Source organism: Candidatus Thiodiazotropha endolucinida, assembly GCF_001715975.1.
GTDB classification, from domain to species: domain Bacteria; phylum Pseudomonadota; class Gammaproteobacteria; order Chromatiales; family Chromatiaceae; genus Thiodiazotropha; species Thiodiazotropha endolucinida.
The window spans coordinates 86,462-99,833 of the sequence record NZ_MARB01000015.1 but is presented as its reverse complement, the minus strand read 5'-3'; the positions used below and the strand labels follow the sequence as shown (position 1 = coordinate 99,833).

General features: G+C 51.4%; 10 protein-coding genes. 5 read left to right on the top strand and 5 right to left on the bottom strand.

The features are described from left to right. The first annotated feature begins 4 nt into the window (after positions 1-4). The 4 genes from aroA (at position 5) to ihfB (ending at position 4,223) form a co-directional block, all read left to right on the top strand. Positions 5-1,327, top strand: coding sequence for a 3-phosphoshikimate 1-carboxyvinyltransferase (gene aroA / locus CODIS_RS13490; protein ID WP_069126036.1), 1,323 nt, complete (start codon positions 5-7; stop codon positions 1,325-1,327). Beyond that, positions 1,327-2,001: a (d)CMP kinase gene (gene cmk, locus CODIS_RS13485; protein WP_154723128.1), complete on the top strand. Its 675-nt coding sequence runs from the start codon at positions 1,327-1,329 to the stop codon at positions 1,999-2,001. The genes aroA and cmk overlap by 1 nt, the downstream gene beginning before the upstream one ends. Before the next feature lie 135 nt (positions 2,002-2,136). Then, positions 2,137-3,813: a 30S ribosomal protein S1 gene (gene rpsA / locus CODIS_RS13480; protein ID WP_069126032.1), complete on the top strand. Its 1,677-nt coding sequence runs from the start codon at positions 2,137-2,139 to the stop codon at positions 3,811-3,813. A 98-nt stretch (positions 3,814-3,911) separates the two neighbouring features. Next, positions 3,912-4,223: an integration host factor subunit beta gene (gene ihfB / locus CODIS_RS13475; RefSeq protein ID WP_069126031.1), complete on the top strand. Its 312-nt coding sequence runs from the start codon at positions 3,912-3,914 to the stop codon at positions 4,221-4,223. Between the two features lie 73 nt (positions 4,224-4,296). Here ihfB and phoR read toward each other — a convergent pair whose 3' ends face one another. Together phoR and phoB are read right to left on the bottom strand one after the other, a co-directional pair. After that, positions 4,297-5,676 (bottom strand): phosphate regulon sensor histidine kinase PhoR, encoded by a 1,380-nt coding sequence (gene phoR / locus CODIS_RS13470; protein ID WP_154723127.1) that lies wholly within the window; start codon positions 5,674-5,676, stop codon positions 4,297-4,299. Further along, a complete protein-coding gene (gene phoB, locus CODIS_RS13465) occupies positions 5,673-6,383 on the bottom strand; it encodes a phosphate regulon transcriptional regulator PhoB (RefSeq protein ID WP_069126029.1) in 711 nt (236 codons plus the stop codon). The genes phoR and phoB overlap by 4 nt, the downstream gene beginning before the upstream one ends. Before the next feature lie 357 nt (positions 6,384-6,740). Here phoB and CODIS_RS13460 point away from each other — a divergent pair, with 357 nt between their 5' ends. After that, a complete protein-coding gene (locus CODIS_RS13460; protein WP_083220760.1) occupies positions 6,741-8,012 on the top strand; it encodes a hemolysin family protein in 1,272 nt (423 codons plus the stop codon). Here CODIS_RS13460 and ppk1 read toward each other — a convergent pair. The 3 genes from ppk1 to CODIS_RS13445 all read right to left on the bottom strand — a co-directional run bounded on the left by ppk1 (position 7,997) and on the right by CODIS_RS13445 (position 13,313). Beyond that, positions 7,997-10,219 carry a polyphosphate kinase 1 gene (ppk1, locus tag CODIS_RS13455; RefSeq protein ID WP_069126024.1) on the bottom strand — a complete coding sequence of 741 codons (2,223 nt, stop codon included), beginning with the start codon at positions 10,217-10,219 and terminating at the stop codon, positions 7,997-7,999. The genes CODIS_RS13460 and ppk1 overlap by 16 nt on opposite strands. Before the next feature lie 164 nt (positions 10,220-10,383). After that, positions 10,384-11,658, bottom strand: coding sequence for a 2,3-bisphosphoglycerate-independent phosphoglycerate mutase (gene apgM, locus CODIS_RS13450; RefSeq protein WP_154723126.1), 1,275 nt, complete (start codon positions 11,656-11,658; stop codon positions 10,384-10,386). 461 nt (positions 11,659-12,119) lie between these two features. Then, the gene (locus CODIS_RS13445; protein ID WP_069126021.1) at positions 12,120-13,313 is read right to left on the bottom strand and encodes an ATP cone domain-containing protein; all 1,194 of its coding nucleotides are present in this window, start codon (positions 13,311-13,313) and stop codon (positions 12,120-12,122) included. Positions 13,314-13,372 lie beyond the last annotated feature (59 nt).

Genomic DNA, 13,372 nt, shown 5'->3' with positions numbered 1-13,372 from the left:
TGGTATTAACTTGCAACAACAAATCAATTATCGAATACAACCCGGCGGCAAGCTGATCGGCAACTTGCGCGTACCCGGCGATAAATCGATCTCCCACAGGTCGATCATGCTTGGTTCGTTGGCTGATGGCGTTACTGAGGTAACAGGTTTCCTGGAAGGTGAAGACAGTCTTGCCACGTTGAATGCCTTTCGCCAAATGGGGGTGGCCATTGATGGACCGACCCAGGGCCGGGTGACTATTCAAGGTGTCGGCATGCATGGGCTGCAGGTCCCGGATGGTGCGCTGGATCTGGGAAATTCAGGGACATCAATGCGCCTGCTGACCGGTTTGCTGGCGGGGCAGGGCATGGCGGTGACACTGACGGGTGACAGTTCCCTGTCGGGTCGACCCATGCGTCGGGTCATCGATCCGCTTTCGCGGATGAATGCCAGCATCGGTTCGACAGAGGCTTTCACTGCGCCATTGCAGATTCACCCCCAATCTCGCTTGCAGGGTATCGATTACCAGATGCCAATGGCCAGCGCCCAGGTCAAATCGGCACTGCTGTTGGCAGGCCTCTGTGCGAAGGGCGAAACCTGTATCACAGAACCGGCGCCCACCAGGGATCACACCGAGCGTATGTTGCAGGGATTTGGCTATCCGGTGAGACGCGATGGCAACAGGATATGTCTGACTGGCGGGGGGCGATTGAGTGCCTGCGAAATCGACATACCTGCGGATATCTCATCGGCAACCTTTTTTCTTGTCGGAGTCTCTATCGCTGAAGGGTCGGAGATGGTGTTGCAACACGTGGGCATCAACCCCACCCGGGACGGTGTGATTTCGATCCTCAAGTTGATGGGGGCCGAGATAGAGCTCCTCAACGAGAGAGAGGTCGGCGGTGAACCGGTTGCCGATATAAGAGTCACCTCGACAGATTTGCATGGCATCGATATACCCGAGGAGTTGGTGCCGCTGGCAATTGATGAATTTCCGGCCATTTTCGTGGCGGCGGCTTGTGCCCGGGGTGAGACGCGACTACGGGGCGCAGAAGAGCTGCGGGTCAAGGAGAGCGATCGTATCCAGGTCATGGCGGAAGGTTTGCAGAGACTCGGTATCGAGGCCGATCCGAGGCCGGATGGAATCGTGATACAGGGAGGCGCGCTACAGGGCGGTAAAGTGGAGAGTCACGGCGATCACAGAATAGCCATGTCATTTGCGATGGCGGGATTGAGGGCGACAGGCCCCATTGAGATTGCCGACTGCGCCAATGTCAATACCTCGTTTCCCGGCTTCGTCCCTTCTGCGGCGGATATGGGACTGCAGATTGCCGAGGTGAAAAAATAGTGGTTAGGGTACCGGTCATTACGGTGGATGGGCCTTCGGGATCGGGTAAAGGAACCCTTGCACAACGCATTGCGGAGGCCTTGGGTTGGCATTTTCTCGATAGTGGCGTGATCTATCGCGTTTTAGGGTTAATGGTAGAACGTGCTGGCATTGGTGGTGAAAATGTGGATAAAATTACCGATATGGCTAAAAGTATGCCATTGTCATTCGATCAAGGACGGGTGCTGTTGGATGGTGAGGATGTATCGCGGATCATACGTACTGAAACCATCGGCAATGCGGCTTCCAAAGTGGCTGCCCTCCCTCAGGTTCGTGAAGCATTACTGGCGTGGCAACGCAACTATGCCAGGTCGCCCGGTCTGGTTGCAGATGGACGCGACATGGGAACGGTGGTTTTCCCTCAAGCCAAGGTCAAGATATTTCTCACAGCAAGTGCCGAGGAACGGGCACAGAGACGCTATAAACAGTTGAAAGAAAAGGGGTTAGGTGTTAATCTCGCCCGTCTTACTGAGGAGATTAGAGAACGGGATGAGCGCGACAGCAAACGTGCCGTGGCGCCACTCGTCGCTTCGGAATCAGCATACCAGTTGGATTCGACGGCGATGACTATCGATGAAGTTTATGGGCAGGCGATGCAGATAATAAGCACGGCCCTGTCCGATATTCAAAGCTAATCATCTGATTCATCAGTCAAGATATGGTGGCCGGTTTTACCGGCTTAGTTTTTAACCTAACAACCTGGCGGACAAAAATATCACTTTGTTTTTCGACCAGCCTGTGCAACCTAGCGTTGCAGGAAACTCAATCCCATGACCGAAAGTTTTGCAGAATTATTTGAGGAGAGTCTCTCCAGTACCCAGCTTCGCAGTGGCGCCATTATTATCGGTACCGTCCTGGATATCACACCGGAAGCTGTCATCGTTAACGCCGGCCTGAAATCTGAAGGCGTTATACCTCGCGACCAATTTCTCAATCAACATGGAGATATCGAAGTCCAGATCGGCGATCAGGTAGAGGTCGCGCTGGATGCTGTTGAGGATGGATTTGGTGCCACCAGACTCTCCCGTGAAAAAGCCAAGCGCGACCAGGCTTGGAAAGTGCTTGAAAAGGCACATGAGGCGGAAGAGACCGTTATCGGGCGTATCAACGGTAAGGTTAAAGGCGGTTTCACGGTTGAATTGAATGACATCCGTGCATTCCTTCCCGGTTCTCTTGTCGATGTGCGTCCTGTGCGTGATACCGCCTATTTGGAAGGTAAAGATCTTGAATTCAAGGTGATCAAACTCGATCGCCGACGCAACAACGTTGTGGTTTCACGCCGTGCCGTTGTTGAACAGGAGTACAGTGAAGAGCGCGATAAGTTGCTCGAAAATCTGCAGGAAGGTCAAGAGATCAAAGGTGTGGTCAAGAACCTCACCGATTATGGCGCATTTGTTGATCTAGGCGGAATCGATGGCTTGCTGCATATCACCGATATGGCGTGGAAGCGTGTCAAGCACCCCTCTGAAGTTGTTGAGATCGGTGATGAGATCAACGTCAAGATATTAAAATTCGACCGTGAACGTAACCGTGTCTCGCTCGGCCTCAAGCAGATGGGCGACGATCCATGGGTTGCACTGGCGCGTCGTTATCCGGAAAGCACACGTCTGTTCGGCAAGGTTACCAACATTGCCGATTACGGATGTTTCGTGGAAATCGAAGAAGGTGTTGAAGGTCTTGTGCATGTCTCCGAGATGGACTGGACAAACAAGAACGTACACCCATCCAAGATAGTCTCCCTCGGTGACGAAGTGGAGGTGATGGTGCTGGATATCGATGAGGAGAGACGTCGTGTCTCGCTCGGTATCAAACAGTGCAAGCCGAATCCCTGGGATGAGTTTGCCGCTACCCACAAAAAGGGCGACCATGTTACGGGTAATATCAAGTCGATTACCGATTTCGGTATCTTCATCGGGCTTGACGGCGGTATAGACGGACTGATTCATCTGTCCGATATCTCTTGGGATGATGAGGGTGAAGATGCTATTCGCAACTTCAAGAAGGGTGATGAAGTGGAAACCGTTGTCCTCTCTGTCGACCCTGAACGGGAACGCATCTCATTAGGTATCAAGCAACTCGCACAGGATCCCTTTTCAACTTTTGTGGCTGCCAACGAGAAGGGCAGTTTTGTTAAAGGTCGAGTTGTAGAGGTCGATGCCAAGGGTGCGATGATCAACTTGGCTGAGGGTGTTGACGGTTATCTTCGGGCCTCTGAGCTGTCACGTGACCGTGTAGAGGATGCACGTAGCGTCCTTAAGGAAGGCGATGAGATAGAAGCGAAATTTATTGGTGTGGATCGTAAGAACCGCTCCATAACGCTCTCTATCAAAGCCAAGGATGCGGATGAAGAGGCAGCCGCTATCAAGGGTTATGCACGTGATGCGGCGACCAGTGCACCGACATTGGGTGATTTGTTGAAAGAGCAGATGGATAATCAAGGCGAGTAGAGCCAGGAGTCGAATTCGATAGATTCCGAATCGAGGACTCAGGGCCCGCACATTAAGTGCGGGCCCTGAATCATCGGCAAATTGGAGAACTGACAAGAATGACAAAATCCGAACTGATTGAGATTATTGCCAAGGAGCAGAGCCATCTTGCCTATCGTGATGTAGAGTTGGCTGTAAAGTGTATGATTGAGCACATGAGCCAATCCCTGGCATCGGGTGAGAGAATTGAGATTCGCGGATTTGGGAGCTTTTCACTCCACTACCGGCCGCCAAGGATGGGACGCAACCCAAAAACGGGTAAGACAGTTGCGCTTTCCGGTAAGTATGTCCCTCACTTCAAACCCGGTAAGGAGTTGCGGGATCGCGTGAATCAGTCCTACACGGAAAACATCACTGAACAGGTGGAGTAGAATCTTCATCGGCTGAAGTTTCGGTGAATGGCGTTTTCTTATTTACGCCTTTTTTATACCCGTTGCCGCTCACTTATTCCGGTGATGAGTTCAACAGTTCAGTTTGGTCACTGGGGGGTTGTTTCGAGGCATCTCGCTCAGCAGCAATTGTAACTGGTCTATCAAGCGATAATTCTTCCGGAAAAGAGCAGGTGAAACTGCTGCCAACTCCCAACTGACTTGCTATTCTTATTTCGCCGTCATGTCGACCGATAATATGTTTGACAATGGCTAATCCCAGTCCTGTACCCCCGGATTGGCGTGATCGCGCCTTATCGACCCGGTAGAAACGTTCGGTCAATCGAGGTATATGACGCTCCTCGATTCCCGGCCCGGAATCAGTGACTGTCAGGCAGACCTCATTTTCCAGACGCAGCCAGGTGACGGTGATCTCTGTACCGGGAGGTGTGTGGATAATGGCATTGAAGACCAGATTCGAGAATGCGCTCGTCAATTCGCTCTCTTCACCCAGCAACCAGAGGTTGTCGTCGACATCCAGAGTGATCGTATACCCACCATTTTGCTCCGCCAACAGCTGTGCCTGGTCGATGATCCTGCGCAGTAGATCGGGTACGGCGACCGGCTTATCGGCGGATGGAGCATGTCCAAGCTCGAGTCGGGAAAGGGTAAGCAGATCGTTAATGATGCTGTTCATTCTGTCCGCCTGCTGAAGCATCAGAGTAAAAGGACGCTCCTGAAACGGCAACATATCATTTTCGGAAAGATTTTCCAGGTACCCCGCGATCACAGTGAGGGGGGTACGGAGTTCGTGCGAGACATTGGAGACAAAGTCACGTCTGGTCTGGTTGAGCTTATAGACTTCGGTGATGTCTCTCGCAACCACCAGACGCTGGGCCTTCTTACCACCGAATGGTGTAACACGGAGAGAGATGATCACGGCTTTATTGGTTGGGGAAGGGAATTCGAGGGGTTTTGAGTAATCGGGATTATTCAGATACTCCGTCAGATTTTCATGTTTGATGTGTTGTGTGAATGAACTGTTTTCATCCCGTGGCCAGCTTATATTCAACAACTGGCCGGCAGCCGGGTTCGCCCATTCGATACCGGCGGATTTATTCAGTAATACCAGCCCGTCGGGTATAGAGCTGGTTACCTTTCTGAATCGTGACGCGAAGCGGCTGAGTGTTCTTTTACGTTTTCGGCTTCTGGAGCGGAACCTCGAGAGCTCTTTATAGATCAGTCCCCAGATATCCGCAGGGTAGGGTGGATCGATGCGCGAACTCCGGTTGATCAGATAGGCGAGCTTGATCAGGTAGTAACCGTGTTTAGCGAAATAGGCAACCAATGCCAACGCGACCGCGGTAGGAATCTGCTGCAGCAGATACCCGATAGGCACAAATATCAGCAGGCTTCCCAGCAGATGATTGATTTCGATTTTAAGATAGCCCTTCACGAGGATGGCTGTTTAAGTTGAGAGTTGCCGGGTGAAAATCTATATCCCACACTGCGCACGGTTTGGAGAAAATTGTGATGTCCCGATGGAGTGAGCTGCTTTCGCAGGCGTCTTATATGCACATCCACCGTTCTTTCATCCACACTGGCCGTGACACCCCAAACCTGATCCAGGATCTGGGTTCGGCTAAAGACCCGGTCGGGGTGAGTCATGAAAAAGTAGAGTAAGCGATATTCAGCCGGTGAGAGGTGGAGTGGGGTACCGTCAATAGCCACGATATGATGGCTGGGCTCGATACTCAGACCCGCAAACTCGATCCCTCTCTCTGTTTGATCGCCACGGTTCCTGCGTAATACAGCCTTGATGCGGGCCAACATCTCTCTGGGTGAAAAGGGCTTGGTGATGTAGTCGTCAGCTCCGCTTTCAAGGCCCTTAACTTTGTCCGATTCCTCAGATCTGGCTGTCAGTAGAATGACAGGGGGTGTATTGGACCGGGCCATTTGTCTCAGCTCTCTGGTCAGGTCGAGTCCTGATCTGCCGGGTAGCATCCAGTCCATCAGGATCAGGTCATAGCCTCGCTGGGATAACAGGCGACGGGCATCTTGGGCATTATCGGCTTCATCAACCTGATATCCCTTGGGTTCGAGTATAAATCGAATCATTTCCCGAACCTCGGGTTCATCTTCTACCATCAGTATCCGTTGCATCTATCTGTGCACCAAGCTAGGGCCTGTCAACAACAGTCCAGCAGACCCAAAACACTATCTTGTGAAGTGACTGCTGGATCGGGATTGAATCCTGCCCGTCTCCTCGTGAGATACGCACTCTTATCTTGAGTTCAGGGATTGCTGCGCGGAAAATTATTGCCCGTATTTATACTGTAATGCCAATTATATGTTATACATGAAGAATATCACTTATATTTTGACCTTTTTACTGGGTAGTATTGCGCCATGAAATATAATGAATATATTAAATGGCGGTGCTGCATACTTGTGATTCAATGTCTTACCAGTGATAATTACAGGCTGGGCCTAAACGGGCGAGATACATAAAGACACTTCGTGGAAAGTTACCTTATTCTAGCGCTGCTGCTGGTGCTCTCTGGCGTTTTTTCTGGTTCAGAGACTGCCTTGATAAACCTGTCGATGGCTCGTGCGGAGGCCTTGTACAGGGAGGGTAGAAGGGGTGCTCAAGCCCTCTATCTGCTGAAAAAAGATCCGAGCCGCATGCTGATTACCATTCTGATCGGCAACAATGTGGTCAACATCGCGGCGTCTGCGATGGCAACGGTCATTGCAACCGACTATTTTGGTGACACTGGCCCCGGTATCGCCGTGGGTGTGCTGACCATCCTGATCCTGGTGTTCGGCGAGATAACGCCCAAGAGCCTGGCCACCCGTTTTTCGGAACGCATCTCGTTATTTATCGCCCCGCTGATCGTCGGTTTCATGCGCCTCATCTACCCACTGGTGTGGCTGTTCTTGCAGTTTACGAACTGGGTGCAGTCGTCGACCAAAGCCATGGATGATCCACTGGTGACGGAGCATGAGGTAATCACCTTGATTGAGCATGGTGAGGAAGAGGGAGTCATCGATACCGGTGAGCGGGAGATGATTGAGCGCATCTTCAATTTCAATGATCTGAAGGCCGAGGATGTCATGACTCCCAGAAGACAGGTATTCCGCATTGACGGTCGGCGCTCACTGCGTGATGTGTTGCCCCAGATCATGCGGGAGAACTTTTCACGCATTCCCCTCTACAAGGAGGATCCGGATGAGATCGTCAGCATGGTGCTGGTGCGTGATCTGATCAAGAATATCGTATCCGGTGAGTTGGACATCCCCATTTCGGACCTGGGCCAGGAACCCCTGTATACCCCATCCAATACAACCATTGATGAGCTGGTACGTAAGCTTAAGCTTAAAAGCATCCATCTGGCGGTGGTGGTTGATGAGCACGGCGCAATGATCGGCGTGGTTTCGTTAGAGGATATGTTGGAAGAGCTGGTGGGTGAGATATATGACGAGACCGATGAAAAACCCAATGAATTGATGGTCTTGGGGGGTGGCAAGGTGTTGGTGCAAGGCACCGCTGAACTACGCGTTGTTGAAGAGTATTACGATATGGATATCCCCGGTAAGCCAACCGATACCATCAATCGATGGTTGCTCAAGCACACGGAAAGGATCCCCGAAAAGGATGAGAAATTTGAATTGGACGGTTTTGAGGTGCGTGTTCAGGACGCATCCCTGCGACGCATACATCAAGTGGTTCTACGGCGGATAACCGCCATTCAGGATGATCTCACTGCAGATGTTCAAGACAGTTCCTGATTATTTCTGAGGCGCTGTTTGAAATGGTTCATGAGCTTCTCGCGCATACGTTTTTCCCGATGTTTCTTGGCTGCATCCAAACGCCGTTCAACCACACCGATAAGCGTTTCCTGACAGTTGAGTGAAGTTTCACCGGCATCGGGTATGCGCCGCACGTAGGTGCCGTCGGACTGCATATCCCAGGCGTTATGCTTGTCACCCAGCTGCACATCGAGAATCAAACGCAGTTCCTGGCGCAGTGCCGGTGATTCCACCGGGGTCAGTACCTCTACCCGCTGCATCAGATTACGTTGCATCATGTCGGCGGAACCGATGAAATACTCTTCGTCGCCGCCATTGAGGAAGTAGATGATGCGCGCATGTTCTAAGAATCTTCCGACTATGCTGATTACGCTGCTGTTTTCGCTCAGTCCGGGAATGCCGGGACGGAAGCGACAGGTATCTCTGACGATAAGATCAACCTTGACCCCAGCCTGGGTGGCCTTATAGAGGGCCTTGACGATATCGTGATCCTCGAGGGCATTCATCTTCATCTGGATATGCCCGGAGTGTCCCTCGTCATGCAGTCTGATCTCTCGTTCGATCTTCTCCACAAGAGACTGTTTTAAGGTATAGGGAGCAGCCAGAATCTTACGGTAGCTGGGAGGCGGTGAATAGCCGGTCAGATAGTTGAACAGCTCTGTCAGATCCTTACCGGTATCCTCATCGCATCCAAGCACCCCCAGATCCGTATAGAGCCTGGCGGTGCCGGGGTGATAATTACCCGTACCGATATGGTAGTAGCGACGCAACTGGGAGTAGTCCTTACGGATCACCATGATCAATTTGCTGTGTGTCTTCAGCCCCAGAACACCATAGGTGACATGGATGCCTGCCTGTTCCAATCGTCTCGCCCAGCGTATATTGGCGGCTTCATCGAAACGCGCCTTGAGTTCTACCAGCACGGCAACCTGTTTGCCGTTGCGGGCCGCCTTTATCAGGGAGTCGAGTACATTGCCTTCGGCAGATGTACGATAGAGGGTCATCTTGATCGCCAGAACCTTGGGATCCTCTGCCGCCGTGCGCAGGAAGCGCTCCACTGTGGTGGTAAAGGACTCATAGGGGTGCTGCAGCAACAGAGATCCATGCTCTCTGATGATATGAAAGATATTGCGTCGGTCATGCGCCAACTGAGGATGATCGGATGGGTAGTGGGGTGGATTGCGGAGCTCTGGAATGTTCAAGGTGGCGATTTCAAACATGTCTCTAAGAGCCATCATACGATTGATTTCAAATACATCCTGCTCCTCATCGAGACCAAGTTCTGCAGCCAGCATCCCGCGATGCGTGGGATTCATTCCCGCAGATACCTCCAACCTTACAATCGGGGCAAAGTGACGTTCACGCAATTCTGTTTCAATGGCTTCCAACAGGTCGCTGGCCGACTCCTGGTCCAGCTCCAGGTTGGCGTTTCGCGTGACTCGGAACAGATCGCATGATTCAATCTTCATGCCGGGAAAGAGCATATCGAGGTTGTTTGCGATCAGGTTGTCGAGGGTAACGAAAGTGTAATCCTCATCCACCTGGATCAAGCGTGGCGAGACATCCTTGCTGACCGGTACCTTTACCCTCGCCATATGCAGGTCGTAGCCACTGGGAAAACGGAGTGTGACCAACAGGTTGAGCGTTTGGTTGGAGATAAAGGGAAAGGGATGGCTCGGATCCATCGCCAATGGTGTCAGCATCGGGAAGATGTTCTGCTGAAAATGTTCACGGAGGGTTTGTTGCTGGGTCGCGTCCAGGGCCTCGTATTGTGTGATGCGAATTCCGGCTTCCTCCAGTGCGGTCTGCAGTTCATAATAGATGCGCTGTTGTGCCTGCTGGATCTCGAATATTACTGTGTGACACTCGATCAATTGTTGCTGTGGGGTCCTGCCGTCCACCGTTGTAGTGGTGAGGCCTGCGGCGAGTTGTTGCTTAAGACCGCCTATACGTTTCATGAAAAACTCATCCAGATTACGGCTGACGATGGCGAGGAATTTAACCCTTTCCAGCAACGGATTTTTCTCCACCTCGGCCTCATTTAGCACCCGGCGATTGAAAGCGAGCCAGGTCAGCTCCCTGTTCAGATAGAGACTGGGATCGTTCAGATCGATGTCGCAGACCGGTTCAACCTCATTGCCGGTCTGGCTGTTTGTGTCGATGGTCACTTGATCGGGTTGGGACATGGCAATAGATATAGTCAGGTTGGGTGGATATCACATTCCATACTTTTTATAAAGTATAGGCATCCCGACCAACCTTGCCAGGCAGATTACCATTAAATATTCTGCAAATACCTTTGCCGGACTCAGCTATAGCATACGGCTATTGCACGGTAGCATGGCGCGCTTCAGAGAATAAAAACACTGTCTTTTGGTCTGAAATTCTCCAATTGATTCATCTGGTCAAGCATGGATAGCAGAAAGCCGCTGCTATTGATGCGTCCCAGACCGCCGGTATTGCAGGCGAGTTCGGAAAATTCCAGGCAACCATCCACTCTGCCGCGAGGATTATAGATCAGACTGGGTATGGGGTCTCCGGTATGACGGCCGGTGTTGGTATCGGTGCAGTGATCGGCAGTTATGGCAATCACCAGTGAATCATTGATCAGCGGGGCTATGGCGTCATCGATTTTCAACAACATCTCCCGTTTACCGGTGGGATTGAGATCATGTGAGTAGATGTCGGTGGCTTTGATATGCAGATAGACCATGTCGTGATCATCAAGTGCACTTATCGTGGTTTTTACCTTGGCATGCAAATCCGTGTTGTGGTCGGCGGTAAAACGGTCATGCGTAAAAAGGTCATAACCCAACAACCTGCCAAGCCCGAGTACCGTACGCTCGCCGGATATTACTGCGGTTGTGAGCTTTAGCTGATTAAGCAAGGGTTTGACTTTCGGTAGCGTACCGGGTCCTCTACAGATAATGCCATTGGCGGGTGGTAGGTTATTATCAATTCTTTGGCGATTAACCGGGTGTTCAGAGAGCTTCTCATAAATGATCTCCATCAACCGGTTCACCGCACTGGCGGTCTTCACTGCTGCGCTGTCTGATGGGTCGTTGGGAAGGCAGGTGAGCAGCCCCTTGGCCTTGAATTGGTTGCCTGGATCGGTGTTGGATATGTCATGGGAGAGGCCGCAGCCCTCCATTTGCAATACGACACGGTGTTGGGTTGCCGGGTGCAGGCTGGCAATTATGCCATCACCCAAATCAACCTGGCCTATCGCCGCAGTCAGTGATTCAGTGCCCGTGTTGATCCTGCCCGCTCTGCGGTCAAGAATATCGTAGCGATCCTTATGCTTTTTCAAGGTGGCGAAATTGCAGCGGAAATAGAGCGCCTGATCATTATCGTTCAGACCGACTCCGGATGCCTCGATAGGACCCCGCGCCAATTTCATTGTATGCTGTTTGGATAGTCCGAATAAGAGACAGATGCCGGTATGTGTACCCACGGGCATGCCGGGGAAGAGCGGATCGACAAGACCGCACTGCCCCGCACTCGCCAACCCATCCATATTCGGCGTGTCGGCCGCTTCAAGCGGTGTTTTGCCCCCGAATGCAGGTATTCCTCGATCGCCAAGACCGTCAAGGATGATCATCACTCCTTTTTGGGTTGTCAACAAGGGTTTGCTCCACTAGTCTGCATTTTACCGGTGTTTCGGCCTGATAGTTTCAATACTAAATAGGACAGACTATCGTATGGTCGCCATTCCCTGAAAGCTAGGGCCTGTTAACACTAATCCAATACACCCTGTTGTGCCTGAAAAAGCGCCAATCAAGGCGCACCCCAAGGGCACTTCCTTCGGGGCGCGAGGAGAGAGGTTTGGTTATTCCAAATGAGCGACGAGCAACGCCGAGTGGCGCTTTTTCAGGCGCAACCCGAAGGGCTGGGGCTGTTTTTGCGCCCAGCGGCGTTATCATTCGCTCATGTAGCATAACTACACCTCGCTCATTCTGCCTTGCTGGGCACGAAAACAGCCCCAGCAGGGTGTATTGGATTAGTGTTAACAGGCCCTAGTAACATACTTAATGTCTATGATTATTCCAATTTAGTATGGTCCGCCTGATGAGAAATACGGGTTATTTATTCTGTGCCGAAAACGTCCTCAACCTTAGCATGAAAATCCTTCTGTAACACCTCGATAATGGAGCGCATTACGCGATCCGTGGTTTTATCTCTATCATCATTCATTATGATCGGGATGGCGTTGTTGTCAGCTTCGGAAAGCAGGTGTGACTGGAGCATCCATATCGATTCAAAATTTGAAAGATAATCACTCTGAGCATTTCTCGCAGGGGCACTGACGCCCCGGTCTTTCAATTGGTGTTTCAGTCTGTCCTGCTTCAGTACCGCCAGCATGATCGGGACGATAACCGCACTCTTTTCATCCTTGAACCGCTTTACCAGGGCGGGGGAGACATGAACGCCTTCAAGTATCAGGGAGACCTGCTCATTCAAGGCACGCTGTATCACTGCTTCGCAAGGGACGGATACCAGCTCAGCCTGGTGTATAAAGCCATGGATCATTCTCTCTTCAGGTGATTCCTTGGATTCATCAGAGCCGGGGATTTTACGCCAGGCATTAAATGAGGAGGTATGCAGTTCAGGGAGAAGCTTTATCGGCACCATCATACGCATGACCTCCCTGAGCATATCGGTGGATTGAGTCCGAATGATATTCAACCGGTGTGCCACCTCGGTTGCGACGGTGCTCTTGCCGCAACCGGTCGTGCCGCCTATCAGGAGTATCAGGGGACGTTGTGTATGTTTGTAATCAACCCATACCAGATAGCGCTTTGCAGCCTCTTTGCCGTAGTGTTGTTTCAGTTTATCGTAAGTCAGTTTTCCAACAGTGCTGCTATCAATGGCATCTTGATAGGATTCAGCTAATTCTTTGTAGACGTTCTGTGTAATGTAGGCTGCCTTGTCAGAGCCGAGACCGCTGGACTCAAGTGTGCGCCGATGCTCAATCATAGAGAAGGGCATGAGGTTGTCTTTGTGGTCACGTACGAAGATCTTCGTGGTGGCAGGATAGATGGTCTCGTAGTTCTCCATAACCTCTTTCTCATCCATCTTCTGCAGTTCAGACAAAACTATTTTGCGCAGCTCTTCGGTGGTGATCTCATCAACGTTGTTGATCTGCTGCCGAATATCGGATGAGAGCTGGTATGCTGTTTCAAAAGCAAGCCCGGCATCGGTCAGAGAGCGAGTCAGGATACCTCTGAGAAACGGTGTTCTTATATCATCCGATCTATCGAATACGAGTGTTTTTGCCATATTGCTGTTAACCAGGCAACTAGGGCCTGTCTTTCTGAAGATATACCAGTCAGGGGCTT